Origin of the sequence: Belnapia mucosa (assembly GCF_016775475.1) — a bacterium.
GTDB lineage: Bacteria > Pseudomonadota > Alphaproteobacteria > Acetobacterales > Acetobacteraceae > Belnapia > Belnapia mucosa.
The window spans coordinates 178950-203291 of record NZ_JAEUXJ010000007.1 but is presented as its reverse complement, the minus strand read 5'-3'; the positions used below and the strand labels follow the sequence as shown (position 1 = coordinate 203291).

Genomic DNA, 24342 nt, shown 5'->3' with positions numbered 1-24342 from the left:
TCCGGGGACGTTGCGTGTGACTGCCCTTCCGGATGGAGGTTCGAGCCGCCGATGCCCCTGGTGACCCTGGTGATGGCCAATGGCCCCGGCTACCCGCAGGGCAGCGCCGACCACCGCTACGAGATGGTCGCGACGCTGACGCCGGGCGGCCATCTGGACCCCGATGCCTGGCTGACCGATCCCAACCCCTGGCCGGCGACTCGGGTCACGCGCGGGGCGCCGCCGCGCCAGGGCGATGTGCAATGGGACGAGCATACCGGCTGGTCGCTGCGCTTCTTCCCGGCCGACGGGGATGCGGCGGATGCCCCGCTGCATGCGCTGATCCGCCATGCCGGCCAGCTCCGCCCCGGCGAATATGTCACCATCCAGGAGCCGAACGGGGTGGACTTCGCCTATCGGGTCGTCGGCCTGGGCTGACCGGCCGCGACCGAAGCGTGACGTTCCGCCCGGCATCGGCAACCGCGCCCCGTCCGCCTCCGTTCCTGCCCCGCGCCGCGAGTCCTCGCGGCCGATGTCCGGAGGAGCGCCACCATGGCGGATACGATCAAGGACCTGCTCGAACTATCCCTGCAGGACACCTACAGCGCCGAGAACCAGATCCTTGCCGCCCTCCCGGAGCTGGAGGAAGCTGCCACCTCCCCCAAGCTGAAGCAGGCCTTCCGCGAGCACCGCGAGCAGACCGAGCGCCAAGTGGAGCGGCTGGAAGAGGTCTGCCAGATGCTCGGCATTGAGCCGGATGGCGAGACCTGCGCCGCGATGGAAGGCCTGGTCGAGGAAAGCGACGACCTGATGGAGGAGCTGGAGGCCGGGCCGGTGCTGGACGCCGCGCTGATCGGTGCCGCCCAGAAGGTCGAGCATTACGAGATGGCGGCCTATGGCACGCTCTGCTCGATGCTGAAGTCGATGGGCCAGACCAAGGCCGTGGACCTGCTCTCCCAGACCCTGAAGGAGGAGAAGGACACGGATGAGTTGCTGACCACCATCGCCGAGAGCGAGGTCAACCCAGCGGCGCTGCAGACCCTGCCGGCGAATGAGCAACTGGGCGGCTCGCGCGGCGCGGCCTGACCCTTTGCGACCGGGCGGACGGGGCCGCTGCCCCGCCTTGACCAAGCCGGCCCTGGTGGACGACACGTGCCGCCAGGGCTGATCGCCGAGCCGGAAGGCCTGCTCGCGGCGCGCCTCGTCGAGGCCATGCTGGCGGCTGGTGAGGCTGGCCTCGTTCTTGTCACCCGCAGCGAAGGGCGCGCGGCACGGCTGCACCGCGCGGCACGGGCCTTGGCACCTGACGGTACTGCGGTGCTGCTGCTTCCGGGCTGGGATTGCCTCCCCTATGACCGGGTCTCACCCTCCCGCGCCGTCATGGGCGCGCGAATGGTGCTCGCCGCCGGCTTGGCGGAGGCGGGGGCACGGCTGCTGATCGCCTCGGCAGAGGCAGCGAGCCAGCGCCTGCCGCGCCCGCCAAGGGGGCTGCGCCTGGCCCTCGGCGATGCGCCCGATCCTGCCGCGCTGCAACGGGACCTGCTCCGGCTCGGCTACCTATTGGATGAGCGGGTGGACGAGCCCGGCGAGGCGGCGCTGCATGGCGAGGTGGTCGATCTCTGGCCCCCGGCCGGCAAGGCTGCCTGGCGGCTGCGGCTGGAGGAGGGCCGCATCGCCGGCATCCAGCGCTTCGACATCGTGACCCAGCGCAGCACGGATGAGGCGGCCGAGGCGCTGGAGATCGGCCCCGCCTCGGAGGTGGTGCTGGCCGAGGACGATCCGCTGCTGGAGGCGCGGCCGCCCGGGCTGGAACATGCGCTGACGGCCCATGCCGAGGCATTGATGGCGCCGCTCGACCTGCTGCCGGCGGCGGCGGTGCTGCTGGATGACGGGGCCGAGGCGGCGCTGGCGCAGCGCCGGGCCGAGGTGGCGGAAGCCTTCCGCACCCGCATCACCCTCGCGCCCGCGGGCGAGCAGCCCCTGCCGCCACCCGACCAGCTCTATCTGGATGAGGCCGCCTGGGACGCCTCCCTCGCCGGCCACGAGGTCGGGCGGATCGCGGCGCCGGATGGCCCGCCCGCCCTGCCGCCGCGCTTCATCGAGGAGGAGGATCCCGAGGACGCCTTCGTCGCCTATGCCGAGGCGCAGCGCGAGGCCGGGCGGCGCATCGCCATCGCCGGCGGGTGGGGACGTGGGGCGCGGCGCCTGGCCCGGCGGCTGGGCGAAGTGGTGACGGCGACCGATTGGCCGGCGCTGCTGGCGGCGTCACCCGGCAGCATCGCCCTGCTGCCGGCGGAGGTGCCGGGCTTCGAGAGCGAGGCGGCGGTGGTGGTGCCCTATGCCACCATCCGCCCCAGCAGCGAGGCCGGCACGGATCGCGGCGCCGCCGCCCTTTTCGCCGCCAGCGCGCGGTTGCAGCCGGGCGATGCGGTGATCCATCTCGACCACGGGCTCGGCGCGCTGGAAGGCGTGGAGCGGGTCGATACCGGGGAGGCGCAGCTGGATTGCCTCCGCCTGCGCTATGCCGATGCCACGCAGATCGTGCCCTTCGACGAGCTGGACCGGATCTGGCGCTATGGCGCGGAGGCGGAGGGGCTTTCGCTCGACCGGCTGGGTGGCGAGGCCTGGCCGAAGCGGCGGGCGGAGGCCGAGGCAGCGGTCGCCGAGAGCGCCAGGGCCCTGCTCGCCCTGGTGCGGGCCCGGGAGACGGCGCGCGCCCCGATGCTGCGGCCGCCGACCGAGGAATACACCCGCCTCGCCGCCCGCTTCCCCTATGAGCTGACCGAGGACCAGGCGGCGGCCTCCACGGCCGTGCTGGGCGACCTCGCCTCCGGCCGGCCGATGGACCGGCTGGTCTGCGGCGATGTCGGCTTCGGCAAGACCGAGGTGGCGCTGCGGGCCGCCGCCGCGGCGGCATTCTCGGGCAAGCAGGTGGCGCTGCTGGCGCCGACCACCGTCCTGGTGCGGCAGCATCTGGAGAGCTTCCGCCGCCGCTTCGAAGGCTTCGGCCTCCGGATCGAGGCGCTGTCCCGCCTGACGCCGCCGGGGGAGGCGCGGGCAATCAAGGCCGCCCTGGCGCGGGGGGAGGTGGCGATCGCCATCGGCACCCAGGCGCTGGCGGCGCGCGGCATCCGCTTCCGCGACCTCGGCCTGCTGATCGTCGATGAGGAGCAGCGCTTCGGCGCGGCGCAGAAGGAGCAGCTGAAGCGCCTCGGCCATGCCGAGGGGATGCACATGCTGACCCTGACGGCGACGCCCATCCCGCGCACCCTGCAGGCGGCGCTGGTCGGGCTGCGGGAGCTGAGCGTCATCGCCACCCCGCCGGCCCGGCGCCAGCCGGTGCGGACGCTCCGGGCGCCGATCGAGGATGCGCTGCTCGCCGGCGCCCTGCGGCGGGAGGCGCGGCGCGGCGGGCAGAGCTTCTGCGTCTGCCCGCGCATCGAGGACATCGCGCCGATGCGGGAGCGGCTGGCGGCGCTGGTGCCGGACCTCACCCTGATCGAGGCGCATGGCGGGATGCCGGCGGCCGATGTCGATGCCGCCATGGTGCGCTTCGCCGAGGGCGAGGGCGATGTCCTGCTCTCGACCAATATCGTCGAGGCGGGGCTCGACGTGCCGCGGGCCAATACCATGCTGGTCTGCCGCGCCGACCGCTTCGGCCTGGCGCAGCTGCACCAGCTGCGCGGCCGGGTCGGGCGCGGGCGGGTGCGCGGCGTGATCTACCTGCTGACCGACCCCCAGGCGCGGATCGGCGCGGCGACCGATCGCCGGCTCGCCATGCTGGAGGCGCTCGACCGGGTCGGCGCCGGCTTCGCCATCAGCGCCCGCGACCTCGACCTCCGCGGCGCCGGCGACCTGCTGGGCGAGGAGCAGGCGGGGCATCTGAAGCTGGTCGGGCTGGAGCTGTACCGCCACCTGCTGGACCGCGCCCTGGCCATGGCCCGCGGCAAGGCGCCGCCGGAGGCCTGGAGCCCGGGCCTCGCCATCGGCGTCGATGCCTATGTGCCGGAGGAGCATGTGCCGGAGGAGGCGCTGCGGGTCGGGCTGCATGGCCGGCTGGCCGGCATCCTCCGCGCCGGTGATGCGGCGGCGGTGGAGGCGCTGGAGGACGAGATCGAGGACCGCTTCGGCCCGGCGCCGGCGCCGCTCGCCAATCTCTTCGCCCTGGCGCGGATCGCGGCGCGCTGTCGGCGCTTCGGCATCGAACGGCTGGAGGTCGGGCCGAATGCGGCGGCGGCGACGCCGCGCGGGCCGGGGAAGCGCCTGCTGCTGCGCCGGCCGAGCACGACGCCCGAGGAGCGGCTGGCGACGGCGGAGGCGCTGCTCGCCTCCCTCGCCCGGTCCCGCGCCAAGGCCGCTTCGGCTCCGCACCGTCCTGCAACGGGTCCGGCCAAGGGGCGTTCGCCCCGGGCACCACAAAGCGGGAAAGGGACAGGAATGCGCCCCGAGGACAACCAGGCGGCGGACAGCCCGAACATCGCCATCCACGGCCATCAGATGGATGTCGGCGAGGCATTGCGGACGCATGTGACCGACAAGCTGATGGGGGTGGCGGAGAAATATCTGGGCGCCGAGGACATGACGGCGCGCTTCTCCCGCACCGGGCATGGCGGCTTCTCCTGCTCCGTGCGGGTCCATGCCGGGAAGAACCTGTTCTTCGACGGCTCCGCCGAGGCGGCCGAGGCGCCGATCGCCTTCAACGAGGCGCTGGAACATGTGGCGAAGCAGCTCCGCCGCCGGAAGCGGGAGCTGCGCGAGGACAAGCCCGTGAACCCGGACAAGCAGGGGCTGGTCTGAACCAGCCCTGAACCGCCCGCCCGGGACTCAGGCCCGGCGGGCGGCCTCGATCGGCACGACATTGCCGGGCAGGCGGCGGTCCAGCAGCCGCTCCATCGCCGCCGCCAGCTCCTCCTGCCGGTAGGGCTTGGCCAGGCGCGGGCGGTCGCCGAATTCCGCCTCCGGCAGGTCGGCATAGCCGGTGGCGATCATCACCGGCAGGCCGGGCCAGGATTCCTCGATCCGCCGGGCCAGCTCCAGCCCGGTCATGCCGGGCATGGCATGGTCGGTGACGACCAGGTCGACCTCGGAGCCGGCGCGCAGCGCCTCCAGCGCCCGCGCGGCGGAGGCCGCCTCGATCACGGTATGGCCGAGATCCTCCAGCATGTCGGCGGTGCCGGCACGGATCAGCGGGTCGTCATCCACCATCAGCACGCGGCAGGGCCGCAGGGCCGCACCCCCGGAGGCCTCGGCCGGGCGCGATGCCGGCTGTTCGGCGGGCACTGACTGCTCCTCCGCCACCGGCAGCCAGAGCTCCACCTCCGTCCCGCTGCCGGGCGCGCTGGTGATGCTCATCACCCCGCCGGATTGCGCCGCCAGCCCATGCACCATGGACAGGCCGAGGCCGGTGCCCTTGCCGACGCCCTTGGTGGTGAAGAAGGGCTCGGTCGCGCGCTTCAGAGTCGCCTCGTCCATGCCGAGGCCGGTATCGGCGACGGCGATGCGGATATAGGCCCCCGGCCGCAACCCCTGCTGTGCCTCCGCGACGGATACCGGCCGGGCCGAGATGGTGACCGTACCGCCCCCCGGCATCGCATCCCGCGCATTGACCGAAAGATTGAGCAGCGCCAGCTCGAGCTGGTTCGGATCGACCCGGGCCCGCGGCAGGTCCTGCGGGAATTCGGTGCGGATGGTGATGGTGGGGCCGAGCGAACGGCGCAGCAGATCGGCCATGCCATCGACCAGCCGGACCACCTGCACCGCCTTCGGCTTCAGCTCCTGCCGCCGGGCGAAGGCGAGCATGCGCTTGGTCAGCGTTGCGCCGCGCTCCGCCGCCTGGATCGCGCCATCGATCAGCCGCATCGCCCGCGGCTCCTCCGGCAGCCGCTTGCGCAGCAGGTTGAGGTTGCCGAGCATGGCCATCAGCAGGTTGTTGAAATCGTGCGCCACGCCGCCGGTGAGCTGGCCGAGGCTTTCCAGCTTCTGCATCTCATGCACCTGGGCGAGCGCCGCCTCCCGCTCCCGCGTGCGCTCCTCGACCCGGCGCTCCAGTTCCTGATTGGCCTCGGCCAGGATCTCGGCGGTGCGGCGGCGTTCGGTGATGTCGATATCGGTGCCGATCATGCGCACCGGCCGGCCCGTGGCGTCGCGGATGACCTCGCCCTGCCCGGCCAGCCAGCGGATGCCGCCTTCGGTGTTGCGGATGCGGAATTCCACCGCATAGGGCCGGTCGCCCCGCAGCGCCGCCTGCAGCTCCGCCCAGACGCGCGCCTGGTCCTCGGGGTGGACGATGCGCTGGAAGAGCTCGGTATGGTTCTCCCCCGGTCGGGTCGAGAGGCCCCAGTGGCGATAGGCATCGCCGGTGAAGATCACCCGTTCCGCCAGGATGTCCCAGTCCCAGATGCCGATCCCGCTGGTCTCCTGGGCGATGCGGAGGCGCTCCTCGCTCTCAGCGAGCGCCATCTCGGCCACCTTGCGGCCGGTGATGTCATGAGTCACGCCGCTGATCCGCACCGGGCGGCCGGCGCCGTCCAGCGCCGGCGCGCCGCCCACCACGCACCAGCGCAGCGCCCCATCCGGCCGCTGGATGCGGAATTCGGCATCGAAGGCATGCCCTGCCTCGACCGCCTCGGCGACCAGGCTGCGGTAGCGGTCGCGGTCGTCGGGATGCAGCATGCCGAGCGCCGCCTCGGCCGTGGGTGCCGCGCCGGCCGGATCGGTGCCGAAGATGCGGTGCTGGCCCTCGTCCCAGATCTGCCACCCGCTCGCCAGGTCCCATTCCCAGGAGCCCATATGGCCCGCGGCCAGGGCCAGGCTGCGGCGCTGCTCGCTCTGCCGCAGCCGCTCGGTCGAGGCTTCCAGCGCGGCGGTGCGGGCGGCGACGCGCCGCTCCAGCTCGGCATTCAGCCGCTCCAGCTGGCGGGTCTTGCGGTGGAGATCGGCGAAGACGCGAACCTTGGCCCGCAGCAGGTCCGGCACCACCGGGACAGGGACATAATCCACCGCCCCGACCTCATAGCCGCGCAGCCGGTCGAGATCGGTCATATGCACGGCGGAGACGAAGATGATGGCGGTCCGCTCGAAGCGCGGATGCTCGCGGATCATCGTGGCCAGTTCGAACCCGTCGAGATCCGGCATCACGACATCGATCAGGATCAGGGCGATGTCGTTGCGCAGCAGCTTGTCGAGCGCCTCCCGCGCCGAATTGGCGCGGATCAGCCTCTCGCCGAGGCCGGCCAGGATGGCCTCGTAGCTCAGCAGCTTGGCCGGCTGGTCATCGACCAGGAGGATGTTGACCGGCTCCTCGGCGCTCATCGCGGGCTCCATCGGCTACCGGTGCAGCCACATCCGCAGGGCGGAGAGGAGCTGTTCGGTATTCACCGGCTTGGCGAGGTAGTCGGAGGCGCCGGCTTCCAGGCACTTCTCCCGGTCGCCCTTCATCGCCTTGGCGGTGAGGGCGATGATCGGCAGCCGGCGGAATTGCGGGTCGGAGCGGATGACCTGGATCGTCTCGTAGCCATCCATCCCCGGCATCATGATGTCCATCAGCACGATCGCCACATTGGAGACGGAGCCGAGCAGCGAGATCGCCTCGCTGCCCGTGGTCGCGGTCAGCACCCGCATGCCGCGCCGCTCGAGGACGGAGCTGAGGGCGAAGATGTTGCGCGCATCGTCATCGACCAGCAACACGGTGCTGCCGACCAGATCCTCGTCCGAGCTGTGCAGCCTCTCCAGCATGCGCTGCTTGGCCGGCGGCAGGTCGGAGACGATGCGATGGAGGAAGAGCGCCGTCTCGTCCAGCAGCCGCTCGGGCGATTCGACGCCTTTCACCACCACGCTGCGGGCGACATCGTGCAGCCGCGCATCCTCCTCCGGCGAGAGCTCCCGCCCGGTGAAGACGACGACGGGGAGGTCGCGCAGCGTCTCATCGGCGCTGATCTGCTGCAGCACCTCGAAGCCCGAGATGTCGGGCAGGCGGAGGTCGAGGACCATGCAGTCCACCGGCCGTTCGCGCAGCAGGGCGAGGGCGCCGGCGCCGGTATCGGCGATCTCGATATCGACATCGTCATGGCCCAGCAGCTCGGCAATGCTGAGCTGCTCCATCGGGTTGTCCTCGACGACGAGGAGGCGGCGCCGGCGCGGCTGGGCGAAATTCTTGATGCGGGTGAGCGCGCCGGTCAGGCCTTCGGTCGAGGTCGGTTTGGTCATGAAGGCGAAGGCGCCGCGCGCCAGGCCATGCTGCCGGTCCTCCTCCAGTGTCACGATCTGCACCGGGATATGACGCGTCTCGGGATCCTGCTTGAGCTGGCTGAGCACGGTCCAGCCGAGCATATCAGGCAGGAAGACATCCAGCGAGACGGCGGTCGGCCGGTATTCGCGCGCCAGCGCCAGGGCATCGGCGCCGCGGCCGGCGACCAGCACCTTGAAGCCGTTGTCGCGCGCCAGGTCGGCGACGACACGGGCGTAGTGCTGGTCGTCCTCCACCACCAGCAGGATGGAATCCCCGGGCTGGATCACCTCCCGGTCGTCCGGCACCACTTCCAGCGGGCGTTCGGTCAGCAGCCGCGCCCCGGCCTGGGTCGGGTTGCGCGGGGGCAGGCTGATCGTGGGCGCCGGCGCACCGGCATATTTCAGCGGCAGATAGAGGGTGAAGGTGCTGCCGGCGCCCGGCGTGCTGCGCAGCTGGATCTCGCCGCCGAGCAGGTTCGACAGCTCGCGGCTGATGGCGAGGCCGAGGCCGGTGCCGCCATATTTGCGGCTGGTGCTGGCATCGGCCTGCTGGAAGGCTTCGAAGATGATCTTCTGCTTCTCGGGCGGGATGCCGATGCCGGTATCCGAGACCTCGAAGGCGACGACGGCCGGGGCGTGCTTCAGCACCGGATGGTCCGCCGCCCAGCTATCCGCCGCCGGCGCCACGGTCAGGCGGACGCCGCCATGTTCGGTGAATTTGAAGGCGTTGGAGAGCAGGTTCTTCAGCACCTGCTGCAACCGCTTGCTGTCGGTGATCATGCTGCGCGGCAGCCGCGGGTCGAGCTGGATGTCGAAGGACAGGCCGCGCCCCTCGGCCTCATGCCGGAAGGGCCGGGCCATCATTTCCAGCAGGTTGGAGAAGTAGATCTCCTCGGCATCGACCGAGACGGTGCCGGATTCGATCTTCGACAGGTCGAGGATGTCGCTAATGAGGTTCAGCAGGTCGGTGCCGGCGCCATGGATGGTGCGGGCGAATTCCACCTGCCGGCCGCTCAGATTGCCATCGGCATTATCGGCGAGCTGCTGGCCGAGGATCAGGATGCTGTTCAGCGGCGTCCGCAGCTCATGCGACATGTTGGCGAGGAACTCGGACTTGTATTTGGAGGTCAGGGCCAGCTCGGTCGCCTTCTCCTCCAGCGCGCGGCGGGCCTGCTCGATCTCCTGGTTCTTGCGCTCCACCTCGACATTGCGCTCGGCAAGCTGCTGCGCCTTCTGCTCCAGCTGCTCATTGGTCTGCTGCAACTCGCGCTGCTGGGTCTGCAGCTCGGCCGCGAGCTGCTGCGACTGGGTCAGCAGGCCTTCGGTCTGCATCGTCGCCTCGATGCTGTTCAGCACGATGCCGATGCTGGCCGTCAGCTGTTCGAGGAAGGAGAGCTGGAGGTCGGTGAAGGCGGCCAGCGAGGCCAGTTCGATCACCGCCTTGACCTGGCCCTCGAACAGCACGGGCAGGACGATGATGCTGCGCGGCACGGCGCGGAACAGGCCGGAGCGGATGGGCACCACCTCGGGCGGGACATCGGTGATGACCTTGCGGCGGGCATCGGTGGCGCACTGCCCGATCAGCCCCTCGCCCAGGCGCAGCCGCGCCGGATGGCCGTTGACATCGTCATCGGCATAGGCCGAGAGCAGCCGCAGCTCCGGCTCCGGGCTGCCGCCGATCTGGTAGATGACGCCCTGCTGCGCGCTGACCAGCGGCGCCAGTTCCGACAGCAGCATGCGGCCGACGGTGGCGAGGTCGCGCTGGCCCTGGAGCATGTTGGTGAACCGGGCGAGGTTGGTCTTCAGCCAGTCCTGTTCGGTGTTCCTGTCGGTGGTCTGCCGCAGGTTCTCGATCATCGTGTTGATGTTGTCCTTCAGCTCCGCCACCTCGCCGCGCGCATCGACCTGGATCGAGCGGGTCAGGTCGCCCTTGGTGACGGCGGTCGCCACCTCGGCGATGGCGCGGACCTGGGTAGTGAGATTGGCGGCCAGCAGGTTCACGTTGCCGGTCAGGTCCTTCCAGGTGCCGGCGGCGCCCGGGACATTCGCCTGGCCGCCGAGCCGGCCCTCCACGCCCACCTCGCGCGCGACGGTCGTCACCTGATCGGCGAAGGTCGCCAGCGTATTGGTCATGTTATTGATGGTCTCGGCCAACGCCGCGACCTCGCCCTTGGAATTCACCGTCAGGTTCTGCTTCAGGTCGCCGCCGGCGACCGCCGTCACCACCTTGACGATGCCACGCACCTGCTCCGTCAGGTTGGAAGCCATGACGTTGACGGTATCCGTCAGGTCCTTCCAGGTGCCGGCGACGCCCGAGACCTGCGCCTGGCCGCCGAGCTTGCCCTCCGTGCCGACCTCGCGCGCCACGCGCGTCACCTCGGAGGCGAAGGCGTTGAGCTGATCGACCATCGTGTTGATGGTGTTCTTCAGCTCCAGGATCTCACCCTTCACATCCACGGTGATCTTGCGGCTGAGATCGCCGCGCGCCACCGCCGTCGTCACCTCGGCGATGTTGCGGACCTGGGTGGTGAGGTTGCCGGCGAGGAGGTTGACGTTGTCGGTCAGGTCCTTCCAGGTACCGGCCACGCCCGGCACCACCGCCTGCCCGCCCAATCGGCCTTCGGTACCCACCTCACGCGCCACCCGCGTCACCTCGCCGGCGAAGGAGCGGAGCTGCTCCACCATCGTGTTGATGGTTTCCTTCAGCTGCAGGATCTCGCCACGCACATCGACGGTGATCTTCTTCGACAGGTCGCCGCCGGCGATGGCCGTCGCCACCTCGGCGATGTTGCGGACCTGGCCGGTGAGGTTGGAGGCCATGAAGTTGACGGACTCCGTCAGGTCCTTCCAGGTGCCGGCCACGCCGAGCACATTGGCTTGGCCGCCGAGCTTGCCTTCCGTGCCGACCTCGCGCGCCACGCGCGTCACCTCTCCGGCGAAGGCGTTGAGCTGATCGACCATCGTATTGATGGTGTTCTTCAGCTCCAGGATCTCGCCCTTCACATCCACGGTGATCTTGCGGCTGAGATCGCCGCGCGCCACCGCCGTGGTGACCTCGGCGATGTTGCGCACCTGGCCGGTGAGGTTGCCGGCCATGGAGTTCACGTTGTCGGTCAGATCCTTCCAGGTGCCGGCGACGCCGGGGACATTGGCCTGCCCGCCCAATCGGCCCTCGGTGCCCACTTCGCGCGCCACCCGCGTCACCTCGCCGGCGAAGCGGTTGAGCTGGTCCACCATGGTGTTCAGCGTTTCCTTCAGCTGAAGGATCTCGCCACGCACATCGACGGTGATCTTGCGGCTGAGATCGCCATTGGCGATGGCGGTGGCGACCTCGGCGATGTTGCGGACCTGGCCCGTAAGGTTCGAGGCCATGGAATTGACCGATTCCGTCAGGTCCTTCCAGGTGCCCGCCACGCCCGGCACCACCGCCTGGCCGCCCAGCCGCCCATCCGTGCCGACCTCGCGCGCCACACGCGTCACCTCGCCGGCGAAGGCGTTCAGCTGGTCGACCATCGTGTTGATGGTCTCCTTCAGCTGGAGGATTTCGCCGCTGACATTCACGGTGATCTTCTTCGACAGGTCGCCGCGCGCCACGGCCGTCGCCACTTCGGCGATGTTGCGGACTTGCGCCGTCAGGTTGGAGGCCATGGAATTGACGCTATCCGTCAGGTCCTTCCAGGTGCCGGCCACGCCCTTCACCTGCGCCTGGCCGCCGAGCTTGCCTTCCGTGCCCACCTCGCGCGCCACGCGCGTCACTTCGGAGGCGAAGGCGTTCAGCTGATCGACGGTGGTGTTGATCGTCTCCTTCAGCTGGAGGATCTCGCCGCGCACATCCACGGTGATCTTCTTCGACAGGTCGCCATTGGCGATGGCGGTCGAGACCTCGGCGATGTTGCGGACCTGCGCCGTCAGGTTGGAGGCCATGGAATTGACCGATTCCGTCAGGTCCTTCCAGGTGCCGGCGACGCCCAGAACATTGGCCTGCCCGCCGAGGCGGCCATCGGTGCCGACCTCGCGCGCCACGCGCGTCACCTCGCCGGCAAAGGCGTTCAGCTGGTCGACCATGGTGTTCATGGTCTCCTTCAGCTGGAGAATCTCGCCGGAGACGTTCACGGTGATCTTGCGGCTGAGATCGCCGCCGGCGATCGCCGTCGCCACCTCGGCGATGTTGCGGACCTGGGCGGTCAGGTTGCCGGCCATGGAATTGACGCTGTCGGTCAGGTCCTTCCAGGTGCCCGCCACGCCCGGCACCTGCGCCTGTCCGCCGAGCCGCCCGTCGGTGCCGACCTCGCGCGCCACGCGCGTCACCTCGGAAGCGAAGCCATTGAGCTGATCGACCATCGTGTTGATGGTGTCCTTCAGCTCCAGGATTTCGCCACGCACATCGACGGTGATCTTGCGGCTGAGATCGCCGCGCGCGACGGCCGTGGTGACCTGGGCGATATTGCGGACCTGGGCCGTCAGGTTGCCGCACATGGCGTTCACCGAATCGGTCAGGTCCTTCCAGGTGCCGGCGACGCCCGGCACCAGCGCCTGCCCGCCCAGCTTGCCTTCCGTGCCGACCTCCCGCGCGACGCGCGTCACCTCGGAAGCGAAGGAGCGCAGCTGATCGACCATCGTGTTGATGGCTTCCTTCAGCTGCAGGATCTCGCCACGCACATCGACGGTGATCTTCTTCGACAGGTCGCCATTGGCCACCGCGATGGTGACATCGGCGATGTTGCGGACCTGCGCCGTCAGGTTGGAGGCCATGGAATTGACCGATTCCGTCAGATCCTTCCAGACGCCCGTCACCTCCCGCACCTGGGCCTGGCCGCCGAGCTTGCCGTCGGTGCCCACCTCGCGCGCCACGCGCGTCACCTCGGAGGTGAAGACGCTGAGCTGCTTGATCATGGTGTTGACGATGGTGGCGGAGCGCAGGAATTCGCCCTTCAGCGGCCGGCCATCGACATCCAGCTGCACGGTCTGCAGCAGGTCGCCCTTCGCCACCGCGGCCACCGCCTGGGTCACCGCCGTGGTCGGCCAGAGCAGGTCGTCGATCAGGGTATTGACCGAGGCTTCCATCTCGCCCCAGGCGCCATCCGCCATGCCGAATTGCACGCGCTTGCCGGTCATGCCCTCCCGGCCGACGACATGGCCCACCTTCTCCAGCTGCTGTGCCATGCGCTGGTTGGCGGCGACGATCTCGTTGAAGGTATCGGCGATCTTGCCGGCGAGGCCGAGCTGGTCGCCGGGCAGCCGGACGGAGAAATCGCCGACCCGCACCGCCTGCAAGGCCTGGAGCAGGCTGTTCAGGACCTCCGGCTGGGCTGCTTCCATCCCCTGGGCCGGGGCCTGGGCGCCGTTCAAGACGAGCGTATCGCCGGTAGCCTGCATCGGTACGGTCCTTGGCCTGATCGGGATGCGGGGATTCGGTTCAGCACGCGCCGCGGGGCGCGGGCATGGCTGGGCGGCAGGGGGCGATGCGGAGCGGGTTCGTCATTCTTCCTCGTCCCTGCCATCGGCAATGCCGCTCTGGCCCCGCTGTTGCGGGGAGCCAGGCTCCGACAACCGACAGTAGTAGAGCTGCATCACGTCCGCGCAACGAGGATCGCAATGCAGCACGGCGAAGTGATGGAACCGGCTGCTCCGTCCCCGATCCTGGCCCTACTTGTCCAGACGACGGACGACGGCCGCGGCGAATTCCATGGTGGAGGCCTCGCCGCCCAGATCCCGCGTGCGGACCCGGTCGGTCTCCAGTGTCAGGGCGATGGCGTCGCGGATCGCGGTTGCCTTCGCGCCCTCGTTCACATGGTCCAGCATGAGGCAGGCGGCCAGCAGCAGGGCCAGGGGGTTGGCGATGCCCTTGCCGGCGATATCGGGCGCGGAGCCATGCACCGCCTCGAACACCGCCGCGTCGGGGCCGATATTGGCACCGGGCGCCATGCCGAGTCCGCCCACCAGTCCGGCCAGCTGGTCCGAGAGGATGTCGCCGAACAGGTTGGTGGTGACAATGACGTCGAACTGCTCCGGCTTCAGCACCAGCTGCATGGCGCAGGCATCGACGATGCGGTCGTCGCAGGCAACCCGGCCCTCATACTCCTTCGCCACCTTCCGCCCGGCCTCGAGGAAGAGGCCGGTCAGCGCCTTCAGCACATTCGCCTTATGGACCAGCGTCACCTTCCGCCGGCCGTGGCGCACGGCATAGCCGAAGGCGAAGCGGACAATGCGCTCGCATTCGGTGCGGGTATTGACGCCCTGGGAGATGGCGACCGCGCGCGGGTCGTCGCCAACGGCGATGTAGTGCTCGAAGGCGACATAGAGGCCTTCCAGGTTCTCCCGCACCAGGACGATGTCGATATCCTCGTAGCGGCCGCCCTTCACCATGGTCCGCACCGGGCGGAGATTGGCATAAAGGCCGAAGGCCTCCCGCATGCGGACATTGACGCTGCGGAAACCACCGCCGACCGGGGTGGTGAGCGGCCCCTTCAGCGCCAGCCGGGTGCGGGCGATGCTGTCGAGGGTGGCCTGCGGCAGCGGATCGCCGCCCTGCTCGATGCCGGCCATCCCGCCCTGCTGCCGGTCCCAGGCGAAGGGCGCGCCGGCCGCTTCCAGCACGGCAAGGACGGCCTCCATGATCTCGGGGCCGATGCCGTCGCCGGGGATCAGGGTCGCGGGGATCGTCGTCATGGGCTGGCTCCAGGGGCGCCGGTCGGCGGACCGGTTCGCTGCGGTGCAGCAGGATGGCGACCTCGCGGAAATACTCAACCTCATCTGCCCTTGAATCCGGGCACGATCACCGGCGCCGGTGGCAGGTCGTCGCGACCGCGGCGATAGCGACCGAGGGCCGGTTCGGGGCCAGGGGACCGCCAAGCTCGCCTACCGCGGACTGGCTCTCTTGTTGAGACGAACCCAAGGAAAGAGCCGACCATCCAGCATCTTGTCGAAGCACAACCGCAACACCAATGGCCGGAAGAAATCCGCCACCACAGGTTGTGGATCACCTCAGTTCCTTAACCTTCGCCCCTAAGCTGCGGATGAACCGCCTTTTGCGCGCCGCAACAAGATCTGTTTTCAGGCGATCTGCACGGGAGACAGGCAAATTTACCTCTACCTTAAGTTGCGTCGACCTGTGCTTTAACTCGCTTGGCCTTCCGGTGAGACGCCCTGTCGCCAAATCCTGGCGGCAGGATCTCGGTAAGGCCCGGACCGGTATCGCTTCTCTGGTCCGTTGACTCGGCGTTAAAATCTATCATAAGTTGTAGTGCATGGAGCGCGAACAACTTTTGCGTGTCCATCGGCGACCAAGCCCAGGGCATGAGACAGCGCCGGGCGAGGCCAGCCGACAACCCCAACCAGGAAGGTCCGCGTCATGATCCACAGCCTGATCGCTTCCGCCGCCGCTGCCCTCCAGAGCCGCAAGGGCGTCACCGCCGCCGAATACGCCGTGCTGGCGACCGGCATTGTCGCCGCCGTCGGCGCCGCGGCGATCGCCTTCGGTGGTCGCCTCTCCACCGTCTTCTCCACCCTGGCCCTCTAACCGGCCGGTGGCAGGGCCGGCCCGTGCCCCGGGCCGGGCCGGTTCCCCGCCCCCGGTTGCAACGCGCAAGCACACACGGTCATTCCCATGATGGCGACCAAGCTTGCGATCGGCTTGCTGCTGATCCTGGCCGCCGGGCGGGACGTCGCCACCCGCACCATCCCGGACGGGATCGTGCTGCTGATCGCTCTGCTCGGCCTCGTGGGCCGCCTGGCGATCGGCCCCGCCGCCATGTTCCAGGCGCTGCCTGCCGCGCTGCTGCTCTTCCTCGTCCTGCTCGGCCTTGCCATGCGCGGCTGGCTCGGCGGCGGCGATGCCAAGCTGGCCGGCGCCCTCGCCCTCGGCCTGCCGCCCGCCACCACCTGGAACTTCGTGTTGTTCACCAGCCTGGCCGGCGGGGTGCTCGGCCTCGGCTATATCGCCGGCCGCGTCCTGCTCGCCGGGCGGGCGCCGCGGCAGCCCTTGGCCGCCCCCTTGGCCTCCCCCGCCGCGCCGCTGGCGCGCGTCCTGGCGGTCGAGGCCTGGCGGCTCCGCCGCGGCGGTCCCCTGCCCTATGGCGTCGCCATCGCCGCCGGCGGGTTGCTCGCGCTGCTGGAGGGTTAGGCGATGTATCTCCGCCTGCTGGTCATCTTCTCCCTCATGCTCAGCGCCATCGGCCTGGGCGGGCTTGGCTACCAGCTCCTCGCGCCACGCCGCACCGCGCCGGCTGCGGTCGCCGAGGCACCGCCGGCCCCGCCGCCGGCCCGCATCTCCGTCGCCCTGGCCAGCCGCCCGCTGCCCGCCGGCACCCTGCTGAAGGACGCTGACATCACCCTGCGCGAGATGGCGCCCGAGGCGGCGCCCGAGGATGCGATCACGGACGCCACCCGCGCCGAACTCCAGGGCGCGCTGATGCGCCGCTATGTCGAGCCGGGGATGCCGCTGCGCCGGGCCGATATGCTGCGCCCGCGCGACCGCGGCTTCCTCGCCGCCGTGCTGCGCCCGGGCTCGCGCGCCGTCTCGGTCGGCGTCGATGTGGTGACGGGCGCCGCCGGGCTGATCTGGCCCGGCGACCAGGTGGACCTGATCCTCACCCAGGAACTGGCGGCGAATGACGCGCCGCTGGCGACGCGGGTGGTCGGCGAGACCGTCCTGAGCGATGTCCGCGTCATCGCCGTGGACCAGCTCTTCACCCGCGGCGCCAATACGGGCGAGACCTCGCCCGGCGTCGCCCGCACCGTGACGCTGGAAGTGACAGCCGAGCAGGCGGAGCGCGTCGTCGTCGCCAGCCGGCTCGGCCGCATCTCGCTGGCCGTCCGCGCCATCGAGAAGCCTGGCCTCGAGATCGCCACTGGCGGCAGCCCGGTCTTCGGCGCCGATGTCTCGCCCGCCCTGGCCCGCTCGATCTCCCACGGGGTCCGGATGAAGATCATCCAGGGCGACGAGCAGCAGGAAGTGATCTTTCGATGAGCGCCCGCCACGCCAGCCCGGTCGCCCTGCTCGCGCTCGGCCTCCTCGCCCTCGGCGGCCCCGCCGCCGGCCAGACCCGCCGCGCCGATCCGCTGGAGGTGCCGCCCTGGCCGCGGAAGGACACCCAGCGCGCGGCGCCGACGGCGGTGCCGGCCGCGACGGGGCAGCCGGTGCCGGTCCTGCTGGAAGCGGGCGCCGGGCGGCTGCTGCAACTGCCCGGCCCGGCCATCACCGTCATGGCATCCGACCCGCGGATCGCCCGTGTCCAGCCGGCCTCGCCGACCAGCCTCTTCGTCATGGCGGTGGCGGCGGGGCGCACGACGGTCGTCGCCCTGGCCGAGAATGGCACGCCCGTCGTGGAATACGATATCACCGTCCAGCCCGGCCGCGCCGCCGCAGCCCCGGCGCCGGCCGCCGCCGCGCCGGCCGCCCCGGCCGGGCCGGCCACGACCCCGCCGCCCAACCCGGCCGCGGTGCAGAGCATGATCCGCCGCATGGTCCGCGGTGCCGAGGGCGTCCAGGTCGCGGCCGCCGGCACGCGCGGGCTGCTGCTCAGCGGCGAGGTCCCGAGCGCGGCCGAGGCGCAGCGGGCCGAGGCGATCGCCCGCGTCTATGGCGGCGAGGAGCGGGAGGTGATCAACGACCTCTCCCTGCTCTCCTCGATCCAGGTGAATCTGCGGGTCCGGGTCGCCGAGATCTCCCGCCAGGTGAGCCGGGAGCTGGGCTTCAACTGGCAGGACATCGCCAATAGCGGCAGCGGCCTGATCTACGGCCTGCAGACCGGCGGCGTCGGCACCGTGCTGAATGCACTGACCAGCCGGCCCTTCGGCACCGACGCGCAGGTCGGCCGCCTCGGCCTCGGCTACCGGTCCTCCCGCTTCGACATCAACTCGGTGGTCGATGCGCTGGCCTCCGACCAGCTCATCACCATCCTGGCCGAGCCGAACCTGACCGCGCAGTCGGGCGAGGTGGCAAGCTTCCTGGCGGGCGGCGAATTCCCGGTGCCGATCGCAGCCAGCTCGGTGAACAACAGCATCACCATCGAATACAAGCAGTTCGGCGTCAGCCTGGCCTTCGTGCCGACCGTGCTGGGGCCGGAGCGGCTGAACCTGCGCGTCCGGCCGGAGGTGAGCGAGCTCTCCTCCAACGGCGCCGTCAGCCTGCCGCTCGGCAATGGCGTGGTGCAGATCCCGGCCCTCGCCGTCCGCCGGGCGGAGACGACGGTGGAACTCGGCAGTGGCCAGAGCTTCGCCATCGCCGGGCTGCTCCAGCGCAACACCACCCTGACGAATAGCGGCCTCAACGGCCTGGGCGACATACCCGTGATCGGGGCGCTGTATCGCTCCGACCGGTTCCGCCGTGGCGAGACGGAGCTGGTGATCATCATCACGCCCTATCTGGTCCGTCCGGTCTCCAACCCCCGCGCCCTGGCGGCGCCGACCGACGGCTTCCAGCCAGCCACCAATCTCGACCGGGTCCTCTTCCGCCGGCAGGTCGCACGCGGCCGGCCGGCCACGCCGCCGCGCGGCAACATCGATGCGGGATTCATCCTCGAATGAACATCCGCCCTTCCCTCCTCCTCGTGCTGCTGCCGCTGGCGGCCTGCAACGACTTCGACCGGCCCGGCACCTGGCGCGCGACCGGCGCCAACGACGCCAACCTCAAGGCGATGCTGGCCGAGCCGCGCCACGCCATCGCCGGCGCCGCGGCCCGGACCGAGCGCGGCCAGCCGGGCAGCCAGGCGATCCGCCTGCTCGAGACCGATCGCCGGCGGCCGTTGCCGGACAGCCGGGCCGCCAAGGTGGGCATGGCACCGCCGATGGCGCCACCGGCCCCGCTGCCGGGGGCCGGCGATGCACGCTGACCGCCCCACCCCGCGCGACATGGCGGATGCCGGCCGCGGCGCAGCGCGCCCGGCCCCGCCGCCGGACGGAGACCGGCCGGATTTCCTCGCCTTCGTCGCCGATGAGGCCAGCGAGACCGCGCTCCGCGGCGGCCTGCCGCATACCGCCGGCCGGCTGGAATTCCGCCGCGGCGATATCCGCACCGCGACCCGCCTGCTGGAGCGGGAGGCGACGCCATCCGTCCTGCTGGTCGATATCGCCGGCGTTGACGAACCCTTGCAGGCGCTGGAGACCCTGGCCGGGGTCTGCATGCCCGATGTCCGCGTGCTGGTGATCGGCGACCGGACCGAGATCGGCTTCTACCGCCGCCTGACGCGGGAACTCGGCATCGCCGAATACCTGCACAAGCCGCTGACGCGCGACATGGTGGCACGGCTCTTCGGCCCGCATCTGGCCGGCGATGCCGCGGCGGCGGCGGCCGAGGCGCTCGGCCGCGGCAGCCAGGTGGTGGCGGTCTGCGGCGTGCGCGGCGGCGCCGGCGCCACGACCCTCGCGGTGAACCTCTCGGTGCAGCTCGCAGAGCAGGGACGCAGCCATGTCGCACTGCTCGACCTGCATCTGCGCGGCGGCACGGCCGGGCTGATGCTCGGCCTTCGTCCCGGTGGCGGGCTGCGGGTAGCGCTGGAACAGCCGGACCGCGCCGATGCCCTCTTCCTCGACCGCGTCGGCATCCCCGTCTCCGACCGGCTGCGGCTGGTCGCGGCAGAGGAGCCGATGGAGGCGATGCCGCAGCCGACCGAGGCGGCGGTGCAGGGCGTGCTGTCGCTACTGCGGCAGCGCTTCAACATCGTCGTGGTGGACCTGCCGATGCCGCCCGGCCCGGCGGAGCGGGTGGTGCTGGCGGCGGCGCGGCACAGCGTGCTGGTGCTGGGGCCGGATATCGCCGGCCTGCGCGATGCGCTGGCGCTGCGCCGGCTGGTCGCCGCCAGCGGCGCCGCGCGCGCCACCATGGTGCTGAACCGCGCCACCATGCCGGGCGGGCTGAAGCCGAAGCTGGTGGAGGAGGGGCTCGGCGCCCCGCCGGATGTCACCATCCCCGACCTGCCGCGCCACCTGCCGCGCGCCGCCAATCTCGGCCAGCCCGCCTCGCGCGAGAGTGCCGTGCTGCGCCGCGCCCTGGCGCCGCTGCTGCAGGAGATCGGCGGCGTCGCGGCCGAGCGGAAGGGCGGATCGCTGTTCGGGCGGCTGTTCGGCCGCGCCGCGCCATGATCCCCCGCGCCTTCGGTCGCCGCCCCGCCCTGGTGCCGGAGGCGCCACCCCCGCCGCCACCGGCAGCGCCGGAGCCCGCCGCCCTGCCGGCCCCGCCCGAGGGGCGCGGCCCCGCCACCGAGCGGCTGCGGCAGCTGGTGATGGAACGGGTCGATCCCGTCGTCGCCGCGGAGCTGCCGGCGGCGGCGCTGCGCGGCCAGCTCGAATCCCTGGTGCATGAGATCGCCAACCGCGAGCGGGTCGAGATCTCCGCCCGCGAGCAGGCCCGCATTGCCGAGGAGATGGCCGACGACATGGTCGGCTATGGCCCGCTGGAGCCGCTGCTGCAGGACGAGAGCATCAGCGACATCATGGTGAACGGGCCGGAGCGGGTCTTCGTCGAGGTCCGCGGCAAGGTGCAGCAGACCCATGTGCGCTTCCGCAGCGCCGCCCAGCTCGCCGCCATCGCCCAGAAGATGGCCGCGAGCGTCGGCCGCCGGGTCGATGAGAGCAGCCCGCTGGTGGATTGCCGCCTGCCCGATGGCAGCCGGGTCAATGTCGTCTTCCCGCCCCTGGCGATCGACGGCGCCTGCATCTCCATCCGCAAATTCGCCAAGCGCAAGGTGGATTTCGAGGGGATGGTGGCCGGCGGCTCCATGTCGCCCGCGGTCGCCCGCATCCTTGAGATCGCGGCGCGCTGCCGGCTGAATGTGGTGATCTCCGGCGGCACCGGCTCCGGCAAGACCACGATGATGAATGCGATGAGCCGGCTGATCGACCATGGCGAGCGCATCGTCACCATCGAGGATGCGGCCGAGCTGCAGCTCCAGCAGCCGCATGTGGTGCGGCTGGAGACGCGGCCGGTCAATCTCGAAGGGCGCGGCGAGATCACCCAGCGCGACCTGATCAAGAACGCGCTGCGGATGCGGCCCGACCGCATCATCGTCGGCGAGGTCCGCGGCGCCGAGGCCTTCGACATGCTCCAGGCCATGAATACGGGCCATGACGGGTCCTACTGCACCGTCCACGCCAACACCACGCGCGACGCGGTGATCCGCATCGAGAACATGGTGCAGATGGGCCAGAGCAGCCTGCCGAGCCGCGCCATCCGCACCCAGATCGCCAGCGCCGTCGATATTATCGTCCAGGTGGCGCGCATGCGCGATGGCGGCCGCCGCGTCCTCCAGGTCTCCGAGGTCTGCGGGCTGGAGGGCGAGGTGGTGACGATGAACGACGTCTTCGCCTTCGAGTATGGCGGCGAGGACCAGAACGGCCGCATCCGCGGCCGCTGGGTCACGCCCGCGCTCCGTCCCGGCTTCTATGAGAGGCTCGACTATTTCGGCCTCGGCGAGGCCTGGATGAATGCCTTGCGCGGCACCTGACGATGGCGCCGGCGCTGATCCTGGTGCTCGGGGTGATGCTGCTGCTCGCCCTGCTGCTCGGCGGACTCGCCCTGGCCCATGGCGGCTCCGGCCGGGTGCTGCGGGAGAGGGTGCGGAATCTGGCCGGGACGCAGCCCGCGGCCTCGGCGACGGCGCTGCCCAGCATCCGGGTGGGCGGCGCGACGCATGGCGGCCTCTCGCTCCGCCTGTTCCGGCTGATCCGCTACAATCCCGACATCCCGCAGGAGCAGATCATCGGCTGGCCGGTGGTGGTGGCCGCCAGCCTCGGCGCCGGCGCCGGCGGGGGCTGGGTGGCGGCCGGGCCGCTCGGCCCCGTCCTTGGCTTCGTCGCCGCGCCGCTCTGCGCCGTGCTGGCCGCCCGCCTGATCTTCGGCTGGCAGCACGGGCGCTATTGCGACGCGGTGTTCCAGCAGTTGCCCGATGCGCTCGGGCTGATGATCCGCGCCATCCGCGCCGGCCTGCCGCTGGCCGAGGCGCTGCGCAGCATCAGCCGCGAGATGCCCTCCCCCAGCAAGGAGGAATACGCCCGCGTGGTCGGCGACATGGCGATCGGCCGGCCGGTCGATGCCGCGCTGGTCCGGCTGCATGAACGGACCGGGCTGACCGAATATGCCTTCCTCGCCGTCACCCTCGGCCTGCAGTCGCAGACCGGCGGCAGCCTGGCGGAGACGCTGGAGAACCTGGCCGAGATGGTGCGCAAGCGCGTGGCCATGGCGAAGCGCGCCAAGGCGCTGGCAGGCGAGGCCAAGGCGCAGGCGGGGCTGCTGGTGATCCTGCCCTTCGTCGCCGCGCTGGCCATGTCCTTCATCCAGCCCTTCTATATCGAGGCCTTCCTCAGCCCGACCGGCCAGACCATGGCGATGACCGGGCTCGGCCTGATGCTGCTCGGCCTGCTGACCATGCGCTGGCTGATCCGCCGCGCGGGGCGCGACTGATGCCGGCGCTGCCCGATGCCGAGACGCTGCTGCTGGCCGCCGCCGCCGCAGGCGCAGCGATCGGCCTCGCCCTGCTGGCCGCGGCGCTGCTGGCCCAGGGCGCGGAGGAGGGGGATCTCGGCCGCCGGCTGCAATCCGTGCTGCAGCCGGAACTGCAGGGGGCCGCCGCGCCGCGGGCCGGCGCCGGCCTCGGCGCGCGCCTGGCCCGGCCGCTGCTCTGGCTCGGCCAGATGCTCCGCGACAGCGCCGTTGTCTCCCCGAAGGAGATCGAGGAATTCGCCCGGGCCATGACCGCGGCCGGGCTCGATGCCCGCCGCGCCGTGCCCTTCTTCCTCGGCGCCAAGGTGGTGGCGCTGGTGGCGCTGCCGCTGGGCGGACTCGGCCTCGCCTGGCTGCGGGACTATGACGGGATGGACACCATCCTGGCCGGGATCGGCGGGCTGGTGCTCGGCGTGCTCGGGCCGAATTGGGTGCTGGGCGGCCTGCGCCGGCCCTATCAGGAAAGGCTGCGGCGCGGCCTGCCGGATGCGCTCGACCTGCTGGTGGTCGGGGCCGAGGCTGGGCTGGCGCTGGAGACAGCGCTGGACCGCGTGGCGCGGGAGATGGAGGGATCCAACCGCGCCATCGCCGGGGAGCTGAACACGCTGCTGCAGGAGCTTCGCATGCTGCCCGACCGGCGCATGGCGCTGGAGCGGATGGCGGAGCGGACCGACCTCGAAGGCTTCAAGCGGCTCGGCTCCACCCTGTCGCAGACGCTGCGCTACGGCACGCCGCTGGCCCAGGCGCTGCGGGTCCTAGCCGCCGAGATGCGGCAGGAACGCATGCTGCGGCTGGAGGAGAAGGCGATCCGCCTGCCGGCCATGCTGATCGCCCCCCTCATTCTCTTCATCCTGCCGGCGCTCTTCATCGCGCTGCTCGGCCCGTCGATCCTCGAGATCGGCAAGTCCTTCGGAGGCTGACCATGACCCTGCCCCTTCGCCGCTTCGGCGCCGGCCTCGCCCTGCTCCTCCTCGCCGCCTGCGGCAGCGCCCCCTCCGGCGGGCCCGATAGCGGCGCGCGCTTCCGCGCGGCGGAGGCCGCCGAGGCGGCCGGCCAGGCGGAGGCGGCGCTGTCGCTCTATGCCGCGGCGGCGGTGGCCGAGCCGGGACGGGCGGAGGCCCAGGCCCGCTTCGCCGGCGCCCTGGCCCGCCAGGGCAATGTGGTGGAGGCCGAGCAGGTGCTGGGCCGGGCCCTGGGGCGCCAGGGCAATGCCGCACCGCTGCTGGCCGAGCAGGCCCGGCTCCGGCTCCGCACCGGCCAGGCAGAGCAGGCGCTGGCGCTGTTCCGCCGCCTGCTGGCCCAAGCCCCGCGCGATGCCGCGGCGCTGGATGGGCAGGGCGTCGCCCTCGACATGCTCGGCCGCCATGCCGAGGCGGAGGCGAGCTACCGCCAGGCCCTGGTGCTGGCGCCGGAGGCGGTGGCGCCGCGCAACAACCTCGCCGTCTCGCTCATGCTGGCCGGGCGCACGGCGGAGGCGGTGGCGATCCTCGAACCCCTGGCGCTGCGGGCCGATACCCAGCCGCGGGTCGCCACCAACCTCGCCATCGCCCGCGCCGCGCTCGGCGAGGCACCGGCCGGTGCGGAGGCGGGGGACCAGTCCGGCGAGCTGGCGACCCTGGCGCGCGGCCTGGCCGCAGCCATGCCCGGCGGGCCGAGCTGAGATGAATAACTTCGCATACACCCGCAGGTTGATGCATGGT

The 24342-nt window shown here is 71.2% G+C and carries 16 protein-coding genes; 13 read left to right on the top strand and 3 right to left on the bottom strand.

Features of this window, described 5'->3' with window-relative positions:
* The first annotated feature begins 51 nt into the window (after positions 1–51).
* The 3 genes from JMJ55_RS17705 to JMJ55_RS17695 all read left to right on the top strand — a co-directional run bounded on the left by JMJ55_RS17705 (position 52) and on the right by JMJ55_RS17695 (position 4776).
* Positions 52–417, top strand: a complete 366-nt coding sequence (locus tag JMJ55_RS17705; protein ID WP_202826911.1) for a hypothetical protein — start codon at positions 52–54, stop codon at positions 415–417.
* Positions 418–531: 114 nt separating this feature from the next.
* Positions 532–1065: a YciE/YciF ferroxidase family protein gene (locus JMJ55_RS17700; RefSeq protein WP_202826910.1), complete on the top strand. Its 534-nt coding sequence runs from the start codon at positions 532–534 to the stop codon at positions 1063–1065.
* 66 nt (positions 1066–1131) lie between these two features.
* Positions 1132–4776: a DEAD/DEAH box helicase gene (locus tag JMJ55_RS17695; RefSeq protein WP_202826909.1), complete on the top strand. Its 3645-nt coding sequence runs from the start codon at positions 1132–1134 to the stop codon at positions 4774–4776.
* 27 nt (positions 4777–4803) lie between these two features.
* Here JMJ55_RS17695 and JMJ55_RS17690 read toward each other — a convergent pair whose 3' ends face one another.
* The 3 genes from JMJ55_RS17690 to JMJ55_RS17680 all read right to left on the bottom strand — a co-directional run bounded on the left by JMJ55_RS17690 (position 4804) and on the right by JMJ55_RS17680 (position 14874).
* Positions 4804–7290 (bottom strand): response regulator, encoded by a 2487-nt coding sequence (locus JMJ55_RS17690; protein ID WP_202826908.1) that lies wholly within the window; start codon positions 7288–7290, stop codon positions 4804–4806.
* Positions 7291–7305: 15 nt separating this feature from the next.
* Positions 7306–13581 (bottom strand): HAMP domain-containing protein, encoded by a 6276-nt coding sequence (locus JMJ55_RS17685; protein ID WP_202826907.1) that lies wholly within the window; start codon positions 13579–13581, stop codon positions 7306–7308.
* 270 nt (positions 13582–13851) lie between these two features.
* Positions 13852–14874: an isocitrate/isopropylmalate dehydrogenase family protein gene (locus JMJ55_RS17680; protein WP_202826906.1), complete on the bottom strand. Its 1023-nt coding sequence runs from the start codon at positions 14872–14874 to the stop codon at positions 13852–13854.
* Positions 14875–15556: 682 nt separating this feature from the next.
* Between JMJ55_RS17680 and JMJ55_RS17675 the strand changes: the two genes are divergently transcribed.
* From JMJ55_RS17675 to JMJ55_RS17630, 10 genes are all read left to right on the top strand, one after another.
* Entirely contained in the window at positions 15557–15724 is a 168-nt protein-coding gene (locus tag JMJ55_RS17675) for a hypothetical protein (RefSeq protein ID WP_202826905.1), read from the top strand.
* A gap of 87 nt (positions 15725–15811) precedes the next feature.
* Complete coding sequence (locus JMJ55_RS17670) at positions 15812–16327, top strand: A24 family peptidase (protein ID WP_202826904.1); 516 nt, start codon at positions 15812–15814, stop codon at positions 16325–16327.
* A 3-nt stretch (positions 16328–16330) separates the two neighbouring features.
* A complete protein-coding gene (gene cpaB, locus JMJ55_RS17665) occupies positions 16331–17173 on the top strand; it encodes a Flp pilus assembly protein CpaB (protein WP_202826903.1) in 843 nt (280 codons plus the stop codon).
* Positions 17170–18732, top strand: a complete 1563-nt coding sequence (locus JMJ55_RS17660) for a type II and III secretion system protein family protein (protein WP_202826902.1) — start codon at positions 17170–17172, stop codon at positions 18730–18732. The genes cpaB and JMJ55_RS17660 overlap by 4 nt, the downstream gene beginning before the upstream one ends.
* Positions 18729–19037, top strand: coding sequence for a hypothetical protein (locus JMJ55_RS17655; protein WP_202826901.1), 309 nt, complete (start codon positions 18729–18731; stop codon positions 19035–19037). Before JMJ55_RS17660 ends, JMJ55_RS17655 begins: the two co-directional genes overlap by 4 nt.
* A complete protein-coding gene (locus tag JMJ55_RS17650; protein WP_202826900.1) occupies positions 19027–20286 on the top strand; it encodes an AAA family ATPase in 1260 nt (419 codons plus the stop codon). The genes JMJ55_RS17655 and JMJ55_RS17650 overlap by 11 nt, the downstream gene beginning before the upstream one ends.
* Positions 20283–21647: a CpaF family protein gene (locus JMJ55_RS17645; RefSeq protein WP_202826899.1), complete on the top strand. Its 1365-nt coding sequence runs from the start codon at positions 20283–20285 to the stop codon at positions 21645–21647. The genes JMJ55_RS17650 and JMJ55_RS17645 overlap by 4 nt, the downstream gene beginning before the upstream one ends.
* A gap of 2 nt (positions 21648–21649) precedes the next feature.
* Positions 21650–22603 (top strand): type II secretion system F family protein, encoded by a 954-nt coding sequence (locus JMJ55_RS17640; protein WP_202826898.1) that lies wholly within the window; start codon positions 21650–21652, stop codon positions 22601–22603.
* Positions 22603–23562: a type II secretion system F family protein gene (locus JMJ55_RS17635; protein ID WP_202826897.1), complete on the top strand. Its 960-nt coding sequence runs from the start codon at positions 22603–22605 to the stop codon at positions 23560–23562. The genes JMJ55_RS17640 and JMJ55_RS17635 overlap by 1 nt, the downstream gene beginning before the upstream one ends.
* A gap of 2 nt (positions 23563–23564) precedes the next feature.
* A complete protein-coding gene (locus JMJ55_RS17630) occupies positions 23565–24302 on the top strand; it encodes a tetratricopeptide repeat protein (RefSeq protein ID WP_202826896.1) in 738 nt (245 codons plus the stop codon).
* Positions 24303–24342 lie beyond the last annotated feature (40 nt).

Bases quoted from the DNA above. Each gene is read 5' to 3' on its own strand.
- JMJ55_RS17655 (WP_202826901.1), top strand. From the start codon at position 18,729: ATGAACATCCGCCCTTCCCTCCTCCTCGTGCTGCTGCCGCTGGCGGCC.
- cpaB (WP_202826903.1), top strand. From the start codon at position 16,331: ATGTATCTCCGCCTGCTGGTCATCTTCTCCCTCATGCTCAGCGCCATC.
- JMJ55_RS17645 (WP_202826899.1), top strand. From the start codon at position 20,283: ATGATCCCCCGCGCCTTCGGTCGCCGCCCCGCCCTGGTGCCGGAGGCG.
- JMJ55_RS17670 (WP_202826904.1), top strand. From the start codon at position 15,812: ATGATGGCGACCAAGCTTGCGATCGGCTTGCTGCTGATCCTGGCCGCC.
- JMJ55_RS17660 (WP_202826902.1), top strand. From the start codon at position 17,170: ATGAGCGCCCGCCACGCCAGCCCGGTCGCCCTGCTCGCGCTCGGCCTC.
- JMJ55_RS17640 (WP_202826898.1), top strand. From the start codon at position 21,650: ATGGCGCCGGCGCTGATCCTGGTGCTCGGGGTGATGCTGCTGCTCGCC.
- JMJ55_RS17680 (WP_202826906.1), bottom strand. From the start codon at position 14,874: ATGACGACGATCCCCGCGACCCTGATCCCCGGCGACGGCATCGGCCCC.
- JMJ55_RS17705 (WP_202826911.1), top strand. From the start codon at position 52: ATGCCCCTGGTGACCCTGGTGATGGCCAATGGCCCCGGCTACCCGCAG.
- JMJ55_RS17635 (WP_202826897.1), top strand. From the start codon at position 22,603: ATGCCGGCGCTGCCCGATGCCGAGACGCTGCTGCTGGCCGCCGCCGCC.
- JMJ55_RS17690 (WP_202826908.1), bottom strand. From the start codon at position 7,290: ATGAGCGCCGAGGAGCCGGTCAACATCCTCCTGGTCGATGACCAGCCG.
- JMJ55_RS17675 (WP_202826905.1), top strand. From the start codon at position 15,557: ATGATCCACAGCCTGATCGCTTCCGCCGCCGCTGCCCTCCAGAGCCGC.
- JMJ55_RS17685 (WP_202826907.1), bottom strand. From the start codon at position 13,581: ATGCAGGCTACCGGCGATACGCTCGTCTTGAACGGCGCCCAGGCCCCG.
- JMJ55_RS17700 (WP_202826910.1), top strand. From the start codon at position 532: ATGGCGGATACGATCAAGGACCTGCTCGAACTATCCCTGCAGGACACC.
- JMJ55_RS17630 (WP_202826896.1), top strand. From the start codon at position 23,565: ATGACCCTGCCCCTTCGCCGCTTCGGCGCCGGCCTCGCCCTGCTCCTC.
- JMJ55_RS17650 (WP_202826900.1), top strand. From the start codon at position 19,027: ATGCACGCTGACCGCCCCACCCCGCGCGACATGGCGGATGCCGGCCGC.